The sequence below is a fragment of the Amycolatopsis sp. NPDC006131 genome, assembly GCF_040614175.1.
Lineage (GTDB): Bacteria > Actinomycetota > Actinomycetes > Mycobacteriales > Pseudonocardiaceae > Amycolatopsis_E > Amycolatopsis_E tucumanensis.
The window spans coordinates 41,650-60,430 of sequence record NZ_JBEXTX010000028.1 but is presented as its reverse complement, the minus strand read 5'-3'; the positions used below and the strand labels follow the sequence as shown (position 1 = coordinate 60,430).

Sequence of the window (18,781 nt, the reverse complement as noted above, 5' to 3'; positions counted from 1 at the left end):
TCGGGGCACCGGATACGGTCTCCCCGTGACAGGACTCGTGCGGCGGCTCGGTACCGGGGACGCGGTCGTGATCGGCCTGGGGTCGATGATCGGGGCGGGGGTCTTCGCGGCCTTCGCGCCTGCCGCCCGTGCCGCGGGCGCCGGGCTGCTGATCGGCCTCGCGCTGGCCGCCGTGGTCGCCTACTGCAACGCCACTTCCTCCGCCCGCCTCGCCGCCCGGTACCCCCAATCCGGCGGCACCTACGTCTACGGCCGGGAACGGCTCGGCGGGTTCTGGGGTTACCTCGCCGGGTGGGGGTTCGTCGTCGGCAAGACCGCGAGCTGCGCGGCGATGGCGCTGACCGTCGCGTCCTACACCGCGCCCGGCGCGAGCCGCCTCGCGCAGTCGTTCGTCGCGGCGGCCGCCGTGCTCGCGTTGACCGCCCTCAACTATCGCGGCGTCCAGCGGTCGGTGACGCTCACCAAGGTCATCGTCACGATCACGCTCGTGGTCCTCGCCGGGTCGGTGGCCGCCATCGTCGTCGCGGGGAACCCGGCGGCCGCGCACCTGACGCCGTTCCCCGGCTCGGGTGCCGGCGGCGTCCTGCAGTCGGCCGGGCTGCTGTTCTTCGCCTTCGCCGGGTACGCGCGAATCGCCACCCTCGGCGAGGAGGTCCGCGATCCGGAGCGCACCATCCCCCGAGCGATCCCGATCGCACTGGGGATCACGCTCGTCGTGTACGCGGTCGTCGCCGTTTTCCTGCTGCTGCAACTGGGTCCGGACGGTCTGGCGTCCACTTCGGACCCGATCGCCGCCGCGGTCGCGGGCACGTCGTGGTCGGCGCTCACCCCGGTGGTCCGGGCCGGCGCCGCGCTGGCCGCGCTGGGCTCGCTGCTCGCACTGGTGCTGGGCGTGTCCCGGACGACGTTCGCGATGGCCCGCGACGGCCACCTGCCCGCTCCGCTGGCCGCCGTGCACCCGCGGTTCGCCGTGCCGCACCGCGCGGAAGTGGCGGTCGGCGTCGTGGTCGCCGCCCTGGTGCTGGTGACCGACCTGCGCGGCGCGATCGGGTTCTCGTCGTTCGCGGTGCTGACCTACTACGCCATCGCGAACGCGAGCGCGTGGACGCTCGGCACCCGCCGCGTGGTGCCCGTGGTGGGGCTCGCCGGCTGCGTGGCGCTCGCGTTCAGCCTGCCGCTGTCGTCGGTGATCAGCGGTGTCGTGGTGCTGGCCCTCGGCGCGCTCGCCTACCTCGTCTTGTCCAGGCGGGACAGCGCCTCCTCGTAACCGCTGACCAGGTCGGCCACGATCTCGGCCACCGGGCGCACCCGGTCGATCCGGCCGATGATCTGGCCTGCCGGCATCGACACCACGGTCGGGTCGTTCGCCGCGTGGATGCGGTTGTGCGCCTTGCTCACCAGCAGGTTCTGCAGCGGCATCGGCAGTGGATCGGGCGCGTCCGCGGACGACCAGGCCTCCGTCCAGCGCGTCTTCAGCAACCGCGCCGGTTTGCCGGTGTAGATGCGCGTCCGCACGGTGTCCGACGACGTCGCCCCGACCAGCGCGCTCTGCATCGCGGTCGACTCGGGCATCGTCTGCAGGTACTCCTCCGTCGCGAGCCAGATCGAGCCGGTCCACGCGCCGGACGCGCCGAGCGCCAGCGCCGCCGCGACCTGCCTGCCCGACCCGATCCCGCCCGCCGCGAGCACCGGCGCGCGGTCGCCCACCGCGTCGACGATCTCAGGCAGCAGCACCATCGACGCGATCTCGCCGGTGTGCCCGCCCGCCTCGTACCCCTGCGCCACCACGAAGTCCACGCCGTTGTCGACGTGCCGCACCGCGTGCTCGGCCTTGCCGGCGAGCGCCGCCACCGGCACGCCGTGCTCGTGCGCCTGGTTGATGACGTCGACCGGGGGTGAGCCGAGCGCGTTGGCGATCAGCTTGATCGGGTGCTTCAGCGCGACCTCGACGTGCGAGCGGGCCACCGAGTGCAGCCAGCCGAGAACGCCGGCGCGTTCCTCGGTGTCCTCCGGCAGCTCCGGCACGCCCAGCTCGCGCAGCGTCCGCTCGACGAACGCGCGGTGCTCCTCGGGGATGAGCTTTTCGAGGTCCACCGCCGCGCCCTCGGCGGGCACCTTCGCGGGCATGACGATGTCGACCCCGTAGGGCTTGCCGTCGGTGTTGGCGTCCATCCAGTCCAGCACCCGGTCGAGTTCACCGGCGTCGTTGAACCGCACGCAGCCGAGCACGCCGAGGCCGCCCGCCTTGCTGATCGCGGCGGCCACGTGCTCCGACGGGGTGAACCCGATGATCGGGTACCGGATGCCGAACGTCTCGCACAGCGCGGTGCGCATCAAGTGTCTCCTCAGGCCTTCTGGATCTCGGTCGGCTGGTGTTCCGCCGCGTGCCGGGCGGCCCACTGGTAGTCCGGTTTGCCGGTCGGGAGCCGCCCGATCTTCTCGACCAGCCACACGCTGCGCGGCACCTTGTAGCCGGCGACCTGCGTCCGGACGTGCGCCTCGATCGCGCCGAGGTCGGGTGTGACGCCGGGCCGTGCCTGCAGGATCGCCCCGACCCGCTGGCCGAGCCGCTCGTCCGGCACACCGACGACGATCGCGTCGAACACGTCCGGGTGGGACTTCAGCGCGCTTTCGACCTCTTCCGGGAACACCTTCTCCCCGCCGGTGTTGACGCACTGCGAACCGCGGCCGAGGAGGGTGACGGTGCCGTCCTCCTCGTAGCGGGCCCAGTCGCCGGGCACGACGTAGCGGTTGCCCTCGACCTCGACGAAGATCGTCTCGGACTTGGCCGGGTCCTTGTAGTAGCCGAGCGGCACGTGCCCGCGGCGGGCGATCCGCCCGGTCGCGCCGGCCGCGCGCGGGACCAGGCGGTTGTCGTCGTCGATGAGGATGGCGTCCTTGCCGAAGTTCACCCGCGGGCCCGCCGAGTGGTCGGCGCCCTTGGCGACCATGCCGATGCCGGTGAAGCCGCTCTCCGACGAGCCGATCGCGTCGGTGAGCACCAGGTTCGGGAAGGCGTCGAGGTACTCCTGCTTGACCGGCTGGGAGAACAGCGCGGCGTGGCTGGACACGGCGACGAGCGACGAGGCGTCGTAGCCGCCCTCGCGGTAGGCGTCGAGCAGCGGGCGGGCCATCGCGTCGCCGACGATCGTCAGGACGTGCACCTTGTGCTTCTCGATCTCGCGCCAGATCTCGTGCGGGTCGAACTGCGGCACGAACACGACGGTGCCGCCGCCGAACATCGCGCCGAAGGCGGCCCACTGGGCGGCGCCGTGGATGAGGGGCGCGGCGGGCAGCCGGACCATCGCGCCCTGCTTGCCCCGCTCGGCCATCGTCCACTCGTCCGGGACGTACTCGCCGGTGACGAAGTCGATGCCGCCGCCGAGCGCCCGCCACACGTCTTCGTGGCGCCACATGACGCCCTTCGGGTAGCCGGTGGTGCCGCCGGTGTAGACGATGTAGATGTCGTCCGGGCTGCGCTCGCCGAAGTCGCGGTCCGGCGACTGCGCGGCGAGCGCAGGCTCGTACTCGGCGCCCCCGTAGCCGGAGAAGTCCGCGCCGCTACCGTCCTCGACCACTAGTACGTGTTTCAGTTTCGGGGCCTTCGGGAGGACCGCGGCGACCTTGTCCGCGTACTTGCGCTCGTGCACGAGCGCGACCAGGTCGGCGTTGTCGAAGAGGTATTCGAGCTCGGCTTCGACGTAGCGGTAGTTGACGTTGACCGCGATGGCGCGCAACTTGTACGCGGCGAACATCGCCTCGATCGTCTCCACGGAGTTGCGGGAATAGACGCCGATGTGGGAGCCGGGACCGACCCCCTGCGCGGCGAGGTGGTGCGCCAGCCGGTTGGCCCTGTCCTCCAGCTGTGCGTAGGTGACGTGCCGCTGTCCGCAGATGACCGCGGGGCGATCCGGCACGGCGTCGACGGCGTGCTCGAGCAGATCCGCGATGTTGTATGCCACCCAGCCAAAGTAGAACATGTTATCGTTTTGGGCAATGGCGCCGGATGGAGAGGTACTCATGACGCAGCCGCACGCTCTGGTTGAACAACGCGCGCACACGCTCGTGGTGACGATGAACCGGCCGGAGGTCCGCAACGCGATCAGCGGCGAGATGATGGCGATCCTGGTCGAGGCCTGGGACCGGGTGGACAACGATCCGGAGATCCGGTGCTGCGTGCTCACCGGCGCGGGCGGCGCGTTCTGCGCCGGCGCGGATCTGAAGTCGATGAACCGCAACTCCCCCGCCGACTCCTACGAGAAGGGCACGTTCGACCCGGGCCGCATCGAGGGCCTGCTGAAGGGACGGCGGCTGACGAAACCGCTGATCGCGGCCGTGGAGGGCCCGGCGATCGCGGGCGGCACGGAGATCCTGCAGGCCACGGACATCCGCGTGGCCGGGGAGAGCGCACGGTTCGGCGTGTCCGAGGCGCGGTGGGGGCTGTTCCCGATGGGCGGCTCGGCGGTGCGGCTGCCGCGGCAGATCCCGTACACGCTGGCGGCGGAGATCCTGCTGACCGGGCGGCACCTGACCGCCGCGGAGGCGAAGGAGATCGGCCTGATCGGCAGCGTGGTGCCGGACGGGACCGCGCTGGAGCGGGCGCTGGAACTGGCGGACATGATCGCCGCCAACGGGCCGCTCGCGGTGCAGGCGATCCTGCGCACGATCCGCGACACCGAGGGGATGCCCGAGGAGGAGGCCTTCAAGATCGAGGCGCAATACGGGCTGAAGGTCTTCCAGTCCGCCGACGCGAAGGAGGGGCCACGCGCGTTCACGGAAAAGCGCACGCCCCGGTTCGAGGGCCGCTGAAACTGTCGGTGGTGGCCGCTAACTTGGCGCGATGGACGGTGATCCCGCCGGCGGGGCAGTGCGCGTACCGCAAGCCGCCGCCGACGGGGGTGCTGCCGCACCACGGGCGGGTCGGCGTACCACAACGACGACCGGTGCGAGTGGATGCGCAAGGGGCAGGAGCACGTGCGCCGCAGGGGCGGCGAGACCGGTGACGTGGTGCCGGTCCGCTGGGCGGACCTGGGCCCGGAGAAGCTGGGCACTGCTGCACCGAACGGTGGCTAAGGGTGCGCGGAAAGGCGAATCCGCCCGGGAAGCCCTGTCTCGTGCGGGACTCCGGGCAGTGGGTGCTGGGAACGCTGACCTGGGAGAAGCACCCGCGCGCCGACGGTTCGTGGTGGGCGTCGGTGCGCTTCGCACGCTCCGGCGAGGTGGTGACGGACGAACGCAGCCAGCGAGACCTGCGGCCACGCCCAGCCTGAGCGGGTGCCGGGTCGCGCGCAGCCTGAGCGGGCCCGCATTACGCCCAGCGTGAGCGGGCGCGCGCAGCCTGAGCGGGTGTCCGCATCGCGCCCAGCGTGAGCGGGCGCGCGCATCACGCCCAGCCTGAGCGGGCGCCCGCATCGTGCCCAGCCTGAGCGGTGTCCGCCTCACGCCCAGCCTGAGCGGGTGTCCGCATCGCGCCAGCCTGCGCCGGCAAACGCATCGTGCCCAGCCTGAGCGCCCGATCACCCCACGCTGGGGGTAGGTCGGCGGGGAGCCACGCGCACGGAACCGCGCCCCGCGGGCAGCCCGCAGGGCACTGGCAGTCCGCGGGGCGCTGGCAGTCCGCAGGGCGCTGGCAGTCCGCAGGGCGCGGGAAGCCCCAGGGCGCTGACAGCACGCGGCGCGCGGCTGCCCGCAGGGTGCGGGCAGCCCACGGGGCGCGCCCATTTCCGGAACACCGAGCCGAGCCGTGCCCGGCCGTCCGCCCGCCCGCTACGGCCCGCCCGCCCGCTGCGGCCCGCCCGCCCGCGCGGGCCGCAGGAGGGTCAGATCTTCCGGTCCGTCCAATAAGGATCCCGCAGCTTGCGCTTGTACAGCTTCCCGTTGGGATCCCGCGGCAGCTCCTCGGCGAAGTCCACACTCCGCGGCCACTTGAACTTCGCCAGCCGGCCGCGCACCCAGTCCAGCAGCTCCTCCGCCAGCTCGGGCCCCGGCTGAACTCCAGGCGCCGGCTGGACGACCGCCTTGATCTCCTCGCCCCAGTCCTCGTGCGGGATGCCGAACACCGCCACGTCCGCGACCTTCGGGTGCATCACCAGTTCGTTCTCGATCTCGGCCGGGTAGATGTTCACCCCACCCGAGATGATCATGTCGTTCTTGCGGTCGTGCAGGAACAGGTAGCCGTCCTCGTCCAGGTAACCCACGTCGCCGAGGGTGAACAGGTTCCCGACCCGCGCCTTGCGCGTCTTCTCGGCGTCCTTGTGGTACTCGAACGTCGACGAGCCCATCCGCATATAAACCGTGCCGGGCTGGCCCGCGGGCAGCTCGTTGCCGTCGTCGTCCAGGATCTTGATCACCGAACCCGGCCACGGCAGCCCCACCGAGCCGGGTTTGCGCAGCCACTCCTCGCCGGTGATCATCGTGCCGCCGCCCTCGGTCGCGGCGTAGTAGTCGGTCACCACCGGGCCCCACCACTCCAGCATCCGCCGCTTCACCTCGGGCGGGCACGGCGCCGCGCCGTGGATCATGTTCCGCAGCGTCGACAGGTCGAACCGCGACCGCACCTCCTCCGGCAGCGCGAGCAGGCGCCGGAACTGCGTGGGCACCATGTGGCTGTGCGTGACGCGGTACCGCTCGATCAGCCGCAGCATCTCCTCCGGGTCCCACCGGTCCATCAGCACGACCGTGTGCCCCAGCTGGATCGAGATCGACGCGAAGTTCAGCACCGCCGTGTGGTAGAGCGGCGAACCGCACAGGTGGACGTGGTCGTCGAACGGCTTCAGCCCGAAGATCCCGAAGAACCATGTGGACGCCGCCGGCACGCTGTCCGGATCTGCCCCGCTCAGCGGCCGCCGCACACCCTTGGGCCGTCCCGTCGTGCCGGAGGTGTAGAGCATCGGCGACCCTGCCGTCCGCCCCTCCGGGCGCCCGCTCCCCCCGGCGCCCAGCTCGGCCACGGCGCGGAACCCCTCGATGCGCCCCACCGCGAACCGGCCGGAAGCGGGCACCCCGGCTTCGTCCGCCGCGGCGATCGCCACGTCGGCGAACCGCTCGTGCGCGAGGAACGCCTTCGCCCCCGAATCGGACAGGATGTAGGCCACCTCGGGCCCGACCAAGTGCCAGTTGACCATCACCACGTACAGCCCGGTCTGCAGCGCGGCGAAGTACGCGGCCAGCAGCTCGTCGCTGTTGGGCTGCAGCACCACCACGACGTCGCCGGTCTCCAGGCCCAGCTCGCGCAGGCCGCGCGCGTAGGCGTTGGCCTTGTCGGCGAGCGCGCCGTAACCGACCTCGCTGCCGTCGGGGTTCACGATCGCCGTCCGGTCCGGCTGCCCGGCCGCGATGTTCCACAGGCCGATCGTCTCCAGTGCAGTGGTCATGCACCCGAATCTAGAACTTGTTCCACTTACCGCGCAACCTTCCGGCAGAGCGTCTTGCCGCCAGATCGAGAACGTGTTTCACTTCGATTCGTGAGTACACCGCTGTCCGCGCCGCTGGATCTCGCCTTCGACTACACCCGCTCCCTCGGGCCCGTGCTCGGCCGGTTCGCCGCCGGACTGCGCGAACGCCGCATCGAGGGCGTGCGCGGCTCGGACGGCCGCGTGCACGTGCCGCCGGTGGAGTACGACCCGGTCACCGCCGCGGCGCTCACCGAGTTCGTGCCGGTGTCCGACGAGGGCACCGTGCTGAGCTGGTCCTGGATCCCCGAACCGCTGGCGGGCCAGCCGCTGACCACGCCGTTCGCCTGGGCGCTGGTCCGGCTGGACGGCGCCGACACCGCGATGCTGCACGCCGTGCACGTGAACAGCCCCGCCGACATGCGCACCGGCATGCGGGTGCGCGTGCGCTGGGCCGACGAACCCGCCGGCCACATCCGGGACATCGCCTACTTCCTGCCCGTCGGCGCCGGCGACGGCCCCTCCCCCGCGCCACCGCCGAAGTCCGAACAGGACGGTGTGATGGTCACGCCGATCGAGCTGCACTACCAGCACTCGGCGTCGCCGGAGGAGAGCCGTTACCTGCGCGGCCTCGCCGAGGGCAAGCTCATCGGCCAGCGCTGCCCGAAGTGCGAGAAGGTCTACATCCCGCCACGCGGCGCCTGCCCGACCGACGGGGTGCCCACAGTGGACGAAGTGGAGCTGCCGGACACCGGGATCGTCACCACGTTCTGCATCGTCAACGTGCCGTTCCTCGGCCAGCGCATCAAGCCGCCCTACGTCGCGGCCTACATCCTGCTCGACGGCGCCGACATCGCGTTCCTGCACCTCGTCCTCGGCTGCGACGCCGCCGATGTCCGGATGGGCATGCGGGTGAAGGCGAACTGGAAACCACGTGACGAGTGGTGGACGAGCCTGGAGAACATCAGCCACTTCGAGCCGACCGGCGAGCCGGACGCGCCCTACGAATCCTTCGCCCACCACCTGTAGAGGGGAACTGCCATGCGAGACGTCGCGGTGGTCGGGTTCGCCCAGGCCCCGAACGTGCGCTCCACACCGGGCACCACGAACGGCGTGGAGATGCTCGTGCCCATCTTCGCCCAGGTCTACGAGCAGACCGGGCTGTCCAAGTCGGACATCGGGTTCTGGTGCTCCGGCTCGTCGGACTACCTGGCGGGCCGGGCGTTCTCGTTCATCTCCGCGATCGACGCGATCGGCGCGTTCCCGCCGATCCACGAGTCGCACGTGGAGATGGACGCGGCCTGGGCGCTGTACGAGGCGTGGCTGAAGATCCGCACCGGCGAGGTCGACACCGCGCTGGTCTACGGCTTCGGCAAGTCCTCCGCCGGGCAGCTGCGCCGGGTGCTGGCGCTGCAGCTCGACCCGTACACCGTCGCGCCGCTGTGGCCGGACTCGGTGAGCATCGCGGGCCTGCAGGCGCGACTCGGGCTGGAGGCCGGCCTGTGGAGCGAGAAGGACCTGGCCGAGGTGGCCGCGCGCAGCCGCGCCGACGCCACCCGCAACCCGCACGCCCAGTTCTCCGGCGCCAGCGAGATCGCCGACCTGCTGGACGCGCCCTACGTCGCGGATCCGTTGCGGGCGCACGACATCGCGCCGGTGACCGATGGCGCCGCGGTGATCGTCCTCGCCGCCGCCGAGCGGGCGCACGAGTTCGCCGAGCGGCCCGCGGTCATCACCGGCATCGAGCACCGGGTGGACACGCCCGTGCTCGGCGCGCGTGACCTGACCCGGTCGCCGTCCACCGAAGCGGCCGGGCAGGCGGTCGGCACCGGTGACGTGGAGGTCGCCGAACTGCACGCGCCGTTCACCCACCAGGAGCTGATCCTGCGGACCGCGCTCGGGCTCGGCGACGACGTCCGCGTCAACCCCTCGGGCGGTGTGCTCACCGGCAACCCGATGTTCGCGGCCGGGCTGGCGCGCATCGGCGAGGCCGCCACCCGGATCCTCACCGGCCAGGCCTCGAAGGTGCTCGCGCACGCGACCAGCGGCCCGGCCCTGCAGCAGAACCTCGTCGCGGTCCTGGAGGCGTGAGAATGGCGAAGCAGCTCGCCGCGGTGCTCGGCACCGGGCAGACCCACCACCGGGCCAAGCGGACCGACGTGTCCATGCCCGGCCTGCTGCGGGAGGCGATCGACCGCGCGATGGCCGACGCGCAAGTGGAGTGGCCGGACATCGACGCGGTGGTCATCGGCAAGGCGCCCGACCTGTTCGAGGGCGTGATGATGCCCGAGCTGTTCCTGGCCGACGCGCTCGGCGCGACCGGGAAACCGTTGCTGCGCGTGCACACCGCCGGTTCGGTGGGCGGGTCGACGGCGCTGGTGGCGACGAGCCTCGTTCAGTCCGGCATCCACCGGCGGGTGCTGACGGTGGCGTTCGAGAAGCAGTCCGAGTCGAACGCGATGTGGGCGCTGTCGATCGCGCCGCCGTTCACGATGCCGGTCGGCGCGGGCGCGGGCGGGTACTTCGCGCCGCACGTGCGGTCCTACATCCGGCGGTCCGGCGCACCCGAGCACGTCGGGGCGATCGTCGCGGCGAAGGACCGGCAGAACGGGGCGCTGAACCCGTACGCGCACCTCAAGCAGCCGGACATCACGGTGGAGAAGGTACGGGCCTCGCAGGTGCTGTGGGACCCGATCCGCTACGACGAGACCTGCCCGTCCTCGGACGGCGCGTGCGCGATGGTGATCGGCGACGAGGCCGCCGGCGACGCGGTGCAGGGCGCGGCGTGGGTGCACGCCACCGCGATGCGCACCGAGCCGACCACGTTCGCCGGCCGCGACCAGGTGAACCCGCAGGCGGGCCGGGAGGCCGCCGCGGCGCTGTGGCGCGAGGCGGGGATCACCGATCCACTGTCCGAAATAGACGCAGCCGAGATCTACGTGCCGTTCTCCTGGTTCGAGCCGATGTGGCTGGAGAACCTCGGTTTCATGCCCGAAGGCGAGGGGTGGAAGCTGACCGAGGCCGGGGAGACCGCGCTGACCGGGCGGTTGCCGGTGAACCCGTCGGGCGGGGTGCTGTCGTCGAACCCGATCGGGGCGTCCGGGATGCTGCGGTTCTCCGAGGCGGCGAAGCAGGTGATGGGCCGGGCGGGCGACTACCAGGTCGATGGTGCGCGCCGCGCGCTGGGCCACGCGTACGGCGGGGGCTCCCAGTACTTCGCGATGTGGGTGGTGGGCTCGGAGAAGCCCTAGACGGCGGTGGGCAGATCGAAGGCCGCGAACACCGCCGGGTCCTGGAAGACGACCGTGCGGGTGATCCGCTCGCCGGCGACGGTGAACACCTGCAGTGTGTGCAGGCGGTGCCCGCCCGCGGGATCCGGGGCGTAGGCGGCCGCGGCCGGCTGGCCGTTCGCCCCGGTCGGGACCATCCGCCAGCCCACGCCGCGCATCGCGAACACCCGCCGGATGAACGCGGCGTAGTCGTCGCGGCCGCGGTACCACAGGGGCACCGGCGGCATCTCCAGCACGGCATCGTGGGTGAGCAGCTCGACCAGCGCGTCCACGTCGGCCGCCTCGAACGCTCGGACGTAAGCCTCCACGGTGCGGCGCGCAGCGGGGTCGCCGGACGGGGCGACGTCTTCGAGGGCCGCGACGGACAACCCCGCCCGCGCCCGCTGCAGGGCGCTGTTCACCGAAGCGACCGACGTGTCCAGCAGTCCGGCCACCTCGGCGGCGCTGAAAGCCAGGACCTCGCGCAGCACCCAGACGGCCCGCTGCCGCGGCGGCAGCGTCTGCATGGCCGCGACCAGCGCCAGCCGCATGCTGTCCCGCCGCACGGCCTGGTCCGCCGGATCGCCGAGCCGGGCGTCGGGGAAGGGCTGCAACCAGGGCACGTCGAAGGCCGGCCGCAGCGGCTCCTCCGGGTCGGTGCTGGGCGCGCCCAGCCCGGACGGGAGCGGCCGGCGCGCCCTGCCCGCCAGCGCGGTCAGGCACGCGTTGGTCGCGATGCGGTACAGCCAGGTGCGGATCGACGCCCGCCGCTCGTCGTAGCGCTCGCGGGACTGCCACGCCCGCAACATGGTCTCCTGCACCAGGTCCTCGGCCTCGTGGACCGACGCGAGCATCCGGTAGCAGTACGCCAGCAGCTCCGCCCGGTGCGGTTCGGTCAGCGCTGCGAAATCCACCCTGGCCATCGCGATGAGTATGGCGGCACCCACCGGTATGTACCTCCGCCGGGCCACACCGGGGCCGGCGGAGGACAACCGAGGAGTCCACATGGGCACGTTGATCGTCATCGAGTTCGTCACGCTGGACGGCGTCGTCGAGGACCCGGACGGATCCGGCGGCACACCGGGCGGCGGCTGGGCGTTCCGGCACGGCCCGGAGGCGGTGGCCGGCGACAAGTTCGGGCTCGGCGCGCTGCTCGACACCGGCGTGCTGCTGCTGGGCCGCGTCACGTGGGAGCTGTTCGCGAAGCTCTGGCCGGGCCGGACCGACGAGTTCTCGGCGAAGATGAACGCCATCCCGAAGCTCGTCGTGTCCCGCTCGCTGACCAGCGCGGACGCGTGGCAGAACTCGTCCGTGCTCGACGGGGACCTGGCCTCGGCGGTGCGCGGGACGGACCGGGACCTCATCGTCACCGGCAGCATCGGCGTCGTGCACGCCCTCGCCGCCGAGAACCTCGTCGACGAGTACCGGCTCCTGGTGTTCCCGACGGCGCTCGGCACCGGGCGGCGGCTGTTCACCGCGCCCGCGGATCTGCGGCTCCACGCGGTCCGGCAGCAGGGCGCCGCGGCGCTCCTGACCTACCGGGCGGCGACCGGGAAACCGCCCACCTCCCGCTCATAAGCAGCCGCCACCCGGAGGCACATCGCGTCGTCGAAGCGGCGTCCCGCGATCATCAAGCCCGTCGGCAAGCCGTCCACCGGCGCGGCGGGCACCGAGATCGCCGGGTGGCCGCTCGCGTCGAAGGGTGCCGTGTTGCCGACCATCCCCAGCGCGTTGACCATCCGCTCCTCGCGCGTCGCGTCCGGGCCGGGCAGGGGCTTCGCCACGTACGGGACCGTCGGCAGCACCAGCACGTCCACCTCGGTCAGCGCCGCGTCGTAGCCGGCGCGCAGCTCCCACGCCAGCTCGCGCGCCATCGCGTAGTGGCGCATGTCGTAGCGTTCCGCGGCGTACGCGCCGGTGAGGATCATGGTCTTGAGCGTGTCCGACATGTCGTCGGCGTGCACGCGCCGCCCCTGCGCGAAGTGCACCATCAGCTCCGGGTCGTACCGGCCGGGCACGTTCATGCCGTAGCCGTTGCCGTCGATCATCTGGCGCGCTGTGCCGTCCGTGCCGATCACGGTCCACACGTCCAGCCCGTCGCGGTGCCACGGCACGCTGACCTCGGACACCACGGCGCCCGCCGCCGCGAGCCGGTCGGCCGCGGCGCGGACCGCGTCGTCGACGCCCGGTTCGGACATCGGCAGGCCGAACCCCTCGGTGAGCACGCCGACCCGCACGCCGCGGATGTCCTGCTCGACCGCGGCCAGGTAGTCCGGCGGCTCCGGCGTGCGGAACTGGCGCGGGTCGAACCCGTCGTCACCGGCGAGGACGCTCAGCAGCAGCGCGGCGTCCCGGACCGTGCGGGTCATCGGGCCGAGGTGGTCGATCGTGGTTTCGATGGGGAACGCGCCGGTGTAGGGCACGAGCCCGTGCGTCGGCTTGTGCCCGACCACGCCGCAGAACGCCGCCGGCATCCGCACCGAACCGCCCTGGTCGCCGCCGATCGCGAAATCGGCTTCACCGGCGGCGAGCAGGGCCGCGTTGCCGGACGACGAGCCGCCGGCGTGCCGGGTGGGGTCCCACGGGTTGCGCACCGGACCGGAGGCGGACGTGAAGCTGGACCCGGAGTAGCACAGGTCCTCGCACACCGCCTTGCCGACGATCGTGCCGCCCGCCGCGAGCACCCGGCTCACGACGGTCGCGTCCCGCCGCGGCACGAATCCCTCCACCGCACGGGATCCGTTCATCATCGGCACCCCGGCGACCGCGATGTTGTCCTTGATCACGACCTCGCGGCCGCTCAGCGGACCGTCGCCGGTCGGCGTGATCCGGGTGCGCACGTACCACGCGCCCAGCGGGTTGTCCTCCGGCCACTCGTAATCGCGGTGCGGGGCGCTGGGCGCCGAGCGGGTGTACAGGCGCTCGACGGCCTCGTGGGCGGCGAGGTTGGCCTCCACGAGACCGGCGAAGGACTTGCGGTCGGCTTCGCCGAGGCGGAAGCCGTGACGGGCGGCGAGCTCGGCGAGTTCTTCCGGGGTGGGCGGGACGACGGGCACCGGGCACCTCCTGGCGACGAGGACCAGAGGTGCAGCGTAACCCCTATTCGTAGGCGACCCGGTAGTGCTTGATGCCGTTGAGCCAGCCCGACCGCAGCCGCTCCGGCGCCGCGATTTCGCGGATACCAGGCATTTCGTCGGCGATGGCGTTGAAGATCAGGTCGATCTCCAGGCGCGCGAGATTCGCCCCGATGCAGTAGTGCGAGCCGGTGCCGCCGAAGCCGACGTGCGGGTTCGGATCCCGCAGCACGTCGAACTTCTCGGGCTCGTCGAACACCTCGGGGTCGAAGTTGGCCGAGCTGTAGAACATGCCGACCCGGTCGCCCTTGCGGATGTGCTGGCCGCCCAGCTCGGTGTCGGCGGTCGCGGTGCGCTGGAAGGCGATCACCGGGGTGGCCCAGCGGACGATCTCGTCCGGCGCCGTCTTCGGTCGCTGCTCGCGGTAGAGCTCCCACTGGTCGGGGTGGTCGAGCATGGCCTTCATGCCGTGGGTGATGGCGTTGCGGGTGGTCTCGTTGCCCGCCACGGACAGCAGGATGACGAAGAACCCGAACTCCTCCGAGCTGAGCGACTCACCGTCCACATCGGCCTGGACGAGCTTGGTGACGATGTCGTCCATCGGGCACTTCCGGCGTTCCTCGGCCATGTTCCACGCGTAGCCGACGAGTTCGGCGGAGGCGGCGATCGGCTCGACGTCGTACTCCGGGTCGTCGTAGCCGATCATCTGGTTTGACCAGTCGAAGATCTTGCGGCGGTCCTCCTGCGGGATGCCGATGAGCTCGGCGATGGCCTGCAGTGGCAGCTCGCACGCGACGTCCTCGACGAAGTCGCCGGAGCCCTTCTTCTTCGCCTCGTGCACGATGCGCGCGGCGCGGTCGCGGAGGGTGTCCTCCAGGCGCGCGATGGCCCGGGGCGTGAAGCCCTTCGACACGATGCGGCGCAGCTTGGTGTGCTGGGGCGCGTCCATGTTGAGCAGGACGAGGCGGTTCGCGTCGAGACCCTCGTCGGTCATGTTCTCGTCGAACCGGATGATCGCGAGCTTCTCCTGCGAGGAGTACAGCTCGCTGTCCCTCGACACGGTCTTGACGTCCTCGTGCCGGGTGACGACCCAGAACCCGTCGTCGCGGAAGCCCGCCCGGTTGTGCGGCTGCGCGTTCCACCAGACCGGCGCGGTCTTGCGGAGCTCGGCGAACTCCTCCAGCGGAAGCCTTGCCGCGATCAGGTCGGGGTCGGTGAAATCGAAGCCGGCGGGGATCAGGGGCGTGGCCACGGCTACCTCCCGAGGTGCCTCACGTCGTCGTGGAACACGTTCTAAACCCGATTAGAGCATACGGTGTTAACTAAGTCGAGAGTTTCAGTGAAACCCGTTTACTCGATCTTGAAAGCCCTGGTGGTCCGATTGGTCACCAAATGGCGGTTGACCTGCGTCACACTTGCTCAATATTGAAACGAGTTCTACTTTGAGCGAGAGCCGAGTGGAGGAGAGCTGCCGTGGGTGAACCCGTCATCGTCGAGGCCGTGCGGACCCCGATCGGGAAGCGGCGTGGCTGGCTGGCCGGGTTGCACGCGGCCGAGCTGCTGGGCGTGGCGCAGCGGGCGCTGGTCGAGCGGGCCGGGCTGGACGCCGCGATCGTGGAACAGGTTATCGGCGGTTGCGTCACGCAGGCGGGTGAGCAGTCGGGCAACGTGACGCGCACGGCGTGGCTGCACGCCGGCCTGCCGGAGACGACCGGCGCGACGACGATCGACGCGCAGTGCGGGTCGGCCCAGCAGGCCGCGCACCTGGTGGCCGGGTTGATCGCGGCAGACGCGATCGACGTCGGCATCGCGTGCGGGGTGGAGGCGATGAGCCGCATCCCGCTGGGCGCGAACCGCGGCGTGGACGCGGGCGCGCCGAAGCCCGCCTCGTGGGCGATCGACATGCCCAACCAGTACGGCGCGGCCGAGCGGATCGCCGAGCGGCGCGGCATCACCCGGGAGGACGTCGACCGGTTCGGGGTGGCGTCGCAGACCAAGGCGGCGACGGCGTGGGCGCAGGGCCGGTTCGACCGCGAGGTGGCGCCGGTGAAGGCGCCGGTGCTCGACGCGGAGGGCAGGCCAACCGGGGAGACCCGGCTGGTCACCCGCGACCAGGGCCTGCGCGACACCACGCTGGAGGGGCTGGCCCGGTTGAAGCCGGTGCTCGACGGTGGCGTGCACACCGCCGGCACGTCGTCCCAGATCTCCGACGGCGCGGCGGCCGTGCTGATCATGGACTCCGCGCGGGCGGCGGCGCTGGGCCTGCGTCCCCGGGCGCGGATCCGCGCGCAGGCACTGGTCGGCGCCGAGCCGTACTACCACCTGGACGGCCCGGTGCAGGCGACGACGCGGGTGCTGTCGCGCGCCGGGATGGCGGTCGGTGATCTCGATGTGTTCGAGGTCAACGAAGCGTTCGCCTCGGTGGTGCTGTCGTGGCAGCAGGTGCACGAGCCGGATCCCGAGCGGGTGAACGTCAACGGCGGCGCCATCGCGCTGGGGCACCCGGTGGGCAGCACCGGCGCGCGCCTGTTGACGACGGCCCTGCACGAGCTGGAACGCCGCGACGGCACGACCGCGCTGGTGACGATGTGCGCGGGCGGAGCGCTGTCGACGGCGACCATCCTGGAACGGCTGTAGGGCGCCTCGAGCCGAACCGACGGAGTGGTCGCCATGACAACCAACCCGGGGCCGCTGTAGCGCGGGCACGGGCTCCAGAGGCAACGCTCGCCCTGACCCGCATCCCGCGGCATTCGCACGTCCCCGGCGCGGGAAAGGCCAACAGTGCACCACCGGCCCGGCCGCCCACGGCCCGCCGACGGGCATTCCGCCAACCCTCACGTCGGCCGCGTGCGGGGTGTCCTCGTACCTGATCTCACGTGCGCTCGAAACGCACCACCTCCCGGCCCGGCCACCAGGTGGTCGCCACCAGCTTGTCGCCCTCGACCGTCGTCAGCACCGCCTGCCGGAGGTCCAGCCGGAAGAGGTGGCTTGGTTGCATGTCGCCCTGGATGGCGTCCAGGACGGCCTTCTCGGTGACCTCGATCGCGACCCCGGACAGCTTCGCGTCGCCCTCGGCGGACGGGAAGGCGTGCAGCGCGAACCGGCCGTCGCGCTGCAGGTCGCGTGCCTTGCGCGCACCCCACATCGACCCGATGTACAACTCGGGCTCCCGGAGGTCGACCTCGGAGCCGCTCACCCGGGGCGACCCGTCCCGTCGCAGAGTCGCCAGCACGTGCGTCTCCGCAGCCGTCAACCGCTCACGCACCGCCGCCGCCAGCGCCGGTGCCTGCTCTTCGAATTCCCGCCAGTTCGCCACGTCCGCAGTGTGACAGGGGGCACCGACAAAAACGGGACGCGCGGGGACCGCCGCCCGGCTAAGGTGCGTGCCGTGCCCGACGCCATCTTCGCCCACCCGCGCCTCGCCCAGGTCTACGACACCTTCGACGGCGAGCGCGACGACCTCGACCTGTACCTGTCGATCGCCGACGAGCTCAAGGCCGAACGCGTGCTGGACGTCGGTTGCGGCACGGGCAGCCTGGCCGTGCTCCTCGCCGCGAAGGGACGCACCGTCGTCGGCGTCGACCCGGCGGAGGCGTCGCTGGCGGTCGCCCGGACGAAGGACCCGGACGGGAACATCACCTGGATCCACGGCGACGCCACGGATCTGCCCCCGGCGGCCGGTGATCTCGCTGCCATGACGGGGAACGTCGCGCAGGTGTTCCTCACCGACGAAGACTGGGGCCGGACCCTCGCGGGCATCCGGACCGCGCTGCGCCCCGGCGGCCACTTCGTGTTCGAGACGCGCCGCCCGGAGCGGCGCGCCTGGGAGGACTGGGCCGCGGCGACCGCCCCGCTGGTGCTCGACGTGCCCGGCACCGGCCGCGTGGAGCGCCGCATGGAGGTCACGGACGTCAGCCTGCCGCTGGTGTCGTTCCGCTTCACGTACCGGTTCCTGGCCGACGGCGAAGTGGTCACATCGGACTCGACGCTGCGGTTCCGCGAGCGCGACGAGGTCGAGGAAAGCCTCGCCGCACACGGGTTCCGCGTGGCCGACGTGCGGGACGCCCCGGACCGGCCCGGCATGGAGTTCGTGTTCCTCGCCCAGCGGGACTAGCTCGGGCACCGCGGCCCCGGTTCACCACTGAGCTGCACCGCCTCCGCGATTTCGACGAGCGTGGCGATCGGGTCGTCGCCGAGGGGGTAGACGCCGACGTGGTCCGCGCCCGCCGCTCGATGGGCCAGCAGCCGCGTCGCCGTCGTGGCCGGGTCGCCGTGTGCGACGAGTGCGTCGATGAGCCGATCGCTGCCCGCGCCGGACAGATCGTCTTCGGTGAAGCCGAGACGCCGGAGGTTGCTCGCGTAGTTGTGCACCCCCAGCGCGGTTCCGGGCGGCGCGGACCGGGCGACGCTGCGGGCCCGGTTCACGTCCGGCTCGACGAGGGCGAAATGCCCGGGCAACAGCACCTTCCCGGGGCCGAGGATCGAGCGGGCTCGCCGGGTGTGCTCCGGGGTGACCATGCCGGGAATGGCTCCGGCGGTGCGCTCCCCTGCCATGCGCAGCATCCGCGGCCCGAGCGCGGCCACCACGATGCGGCCGGACGGCACGCCCGCACTGGCGAGCCGGTCCAGGTAGGACACCAGTGTGTCGTACGGGGAGGCGTATTCGGCGTGCACTTCGCGGTGGCCGATTCCGACGCCGAGCAGGAAGCGCCCGGGGTGCCTGGCTTCGATCCGGTGGTAGGAGGCCGCCACGGTGTCCGCGTCGGCGGTCCAGACGTTCACCACGCTCGTGCCGACGGTCAGCCGGCTGGTCGCGTCGAGCAGCTCCTCCGCGAGGGTGAGGTCCGCCGGAGGCGAGGCGTCCAGCCAGAGCGTGCCGTAGCCGGCGCGCTCCACCTCGACGGCGCGGTCCGGGTTCACTTCGTACTCGCGCAGGTGCGCGCCGAGCAGGCCGAGATCGATGTCCATGTCCCGACTCCACCACCAGGGCTCGCCGGGAACCAGAACCAAGGCTGCCGCACAGCGATAACCTCGAAGCATCGTCGCA

The 18,781-nt window shown here is 71.8% G+C and carries 16 protein-coding genes; 8 read left to right on the top strand and 8 right to left on the bottom strand.

What is annotated here, in order from left to right:
- Window positions 1-37: 37 nt before the first annotated feature.
- Window positions 38-1,267 carry an amino acid permease gene (locus ABZ215_RS17200; protein ID WP_354950258.1) on the top strand — a complete coding sequence of 410 codons (1,230 nt, stop codon included), beginning with the start codon at window positions 38-40 and terminating at the stop codon, window positions 1,265-1,267.
- Here ABZ215_RS17200 and ABZ215_RS17195 read toward each other — a convergent pair.
- Window positions 1,228-2,334, bottom strand: a complete 1,107-nt coding sequence (locus ABZ215_RS17195) for a nitronate monooxygenase family protein (RefSeq protein WP_020418750.1) — start codon at window positions 2,332-2,334, stop codon at window positions 1,228-1,230. The two genes, ABZ215_RS17200 and ABZ215_RS17195, sit on opposite strands and share 40 nt — an antisense overlap.
- A gap of 11 nt (window positions 2,335-2,345) precedes the next feature.
- Window positions 2,346-3,962 carry an acyl-CoA synthetase gene (locus ABZ215_RS17190; protein WP_237338137.1) on the bottom strand — a complete coding sequence of 539 codons (1,617 nt, stop codon included), beginning with the start codon at window positions 3,960-3,962 and terminating at the stop codon, window positions 2,346-2,348.
- A gap of 58 nt (window positions 3,963-4,020) precedes the next feature.
- Here ABZ215_RS17190 and ABZ215_RS17185 point away from each other — a divergent pair, with 58 nt between their 5' ends.
- Entirely contained in the window at window positions 4,021-4,809 is a 789-nt protein-coding gene (locus ABZ215_RS17185; protein WP_020418752.1) for a crotonase/enoyl-CoA hydratase family protein, read from the top strand.
- 1,010 nt (window positions 4,810-5,819) lie between these two features.
- Here ABZ215_RS17185 and ABZ215_RS17180 read toward each other — a convergent pair.
- The gene (locus tag ABZ215_RS17180; protein WP_354950247.1) at window positions 5,820-7,373 is read right to left on the bottom strand and encodes an acyl-CoA synthetase; all 1,554 of its coding nucleotides are present in this window, start codon (window positions 7,371-7,373) and stop codon (window positions 5,820-5,822) included.
- Window positions 7,374-7,463: 90 nt separating this feature from the next.
- Between ABZ215_RS17180 and ABZ215_RS17175 the strand changes: the two genes are divergently transcribed.
- The 3 genes from ABZ215_RS17175 to ABZ215_RS17165 are packed head-to-tail and all read left to right on the top strand — an operon-like array spanning window position 7,464 to window position 10,642.
- The gene (locus tag ABZ215_RS17175) at window positions 7,464-8,420 is read left to right on the top strand and encodes an OB-fold domain-containing protein (RefSeq protein ID WP_354950246.1); all 957 of its coding nucleotides are present in this window, start codon (window positions 7,464-7,466) and stop codon (window positions 8,418-8,420) included.
- Between the two features lie 12 nt (window positions 8,421-8,432).
- Window positions 8,433-9,482: a thiolase domain-containing protein gene (locus ABZ215_RS17170; RefSeq protein ID WP_354950245.1), complete on the top strand. Its 1,050-nt coding sequence runs from the start codon at window positions 8,433-8,435 to the stop codon at window positions 9,480-9,482.
- Window positions 9,483-9,484: 2 nt separating this feature from the next.
- The gene (locus ABZ215_RS17165; RefSeq protein WP_237338134.1) at window positions 9,485-10,642 is read left to right on the top strand and encodes a thiolase domain-containing protein; all 1,158 of its coding nucleotides are present in this window, start codon (window positions 9,485-9,487) and stop codon (window positions 10,640-10,642) included.
- Here the strand turns inward: ABZ215_RS17165 and ABZ215_RS17160 are convergent.
- The gene (locus ABZ215_RS17160) at window positions 10,639-11,583 is read right to left on the bottom strand and encodes a sigma-70 family RNA polymerase sigma factor (protein ID WP_354950244.1); all 945 of its coding nucleotides are present in this window, start codon (window positions 11,581-11,583) and stop codon (window positions 10,639-10,641) included. The two genes, ABZ215_RS17165 and ABZ215_RS17160, sit on opposite strands and share 4 nt — an antisense overlap.
- Before the next feature lie 82 nt (window positions 11,584-11,665).
- Here ABZ215_RS17160 and ABZ215_RS17155 point away from each other — a divergent pair, with 82 nt between their 5' ends.
- Window positions 11,666-12,238: a dihydrofolate reductase family protein gene (locus tag ABZ215_RS17155; protein WP_354950243.1), complete on the top strand. Its 573-nt coding sequence runs from the start codon at window positions 11,666-11,668 to the stop codon at window positions 12,236-12,238.
- Here the strand turns inward: ABZ215_RS17155 and ABZ215_RS17150 are convergent.
- A complete protein-coding gene (locus tag ABZ215_RS17150; protein WP_354950242.1) occupies window positions 12,196-13,716 on the bottom strand; it encodes an amidase in 1,521 nt (506 codons plus the stop codon). The two genes, ABZ215_RS17155 and ABZ215_RS17150, sit on opposite strands and share 43 nt — an antisense overlap.
- A 43-nt stretch (window positions 13,717-13,759) precedes the next feature.
- Window positions 13,760-14,986: a cytochrome P450 gene (locus ABZ215_RS17145; RefSeq protein WP_237338130.1), complete on the bottom strand. Its 1,227-nt coding sequence runs from the start codon at window positions 14,984-14,986 to the stop codon at window positions 13,760-13,762.
- Between the two features lie 221 nt (window positions 14,987-15,207).
- On the opposite strand from ABZ215_RS17145, the gene ABZ215_RS17140 reads away from it, so the two are divergent.
- Window positions 15,208-16,371, top strand: a complete 1,164-nt coding sequence (locus ABZ215_RS17140; protein WP_354950241.1) for a steroid 3-ketoacyl-CoA thiolase — start codon at window positions 15,208-15,210, stop codon at window positions 16,369-16,371.
- 235 nt (window positions 16,372-16,606) lie between these two features.
- On the opposite strand, the gene ABZ215_RS17135 is transcribed toward ABZ215_RS17140, so the two are convergent.
- On the bottom strand, window positions 16,607-17,050 hold the full coding sequence (locus tag ABZ215_RS17135) for a pyridoxamine 5'-phosphate oxidase family protein (protein ID WP_354950240.1): 444 nt from the start codon (window positions 17,048-17,050) through the stop codon (window positions 16,607-16,609).
- Between the two features lie 72 nt (window positions 17,051-17,122).
- Here ABZ215_RS17135 and ABZ215_RS17130 point away from each other — a divergent pair, with 72 nt between their 5' ends.
- Complete coding sequence (locus ABZ215_RS17130; RefSeq protein ID WP_354950239.1) at window positions 17,123-17,848, top strand: class I SAM-dependent methyltransferase; 726 nt, start codon at window positions 17,123-17,125, stop codon at window positions 17,846-17,848.
- Here ABZ215_RS17130 and ABZ215_RS17125 read toward each other — a convergent pair.
- On the bottom strand, window positions 17,845-18,702 hold the full coding sequence (locus ABZ215_RS17125) for a TIGR03620 family F420-dependent LLM class oxidoreductase (RefSeq protein ID WP_354950238.1): 858 nt from the start codon (window positions 18,700-18,702) through the stop codon (window positions 17,845-17,847). The two genes, ABZ215_RS17130 and ABZ215_RS17125, sit on opposite strands and share 4 nt — an antisense overlap.
- Window positions 18,703-18,781: the final 79 nt, after the last annotated feature.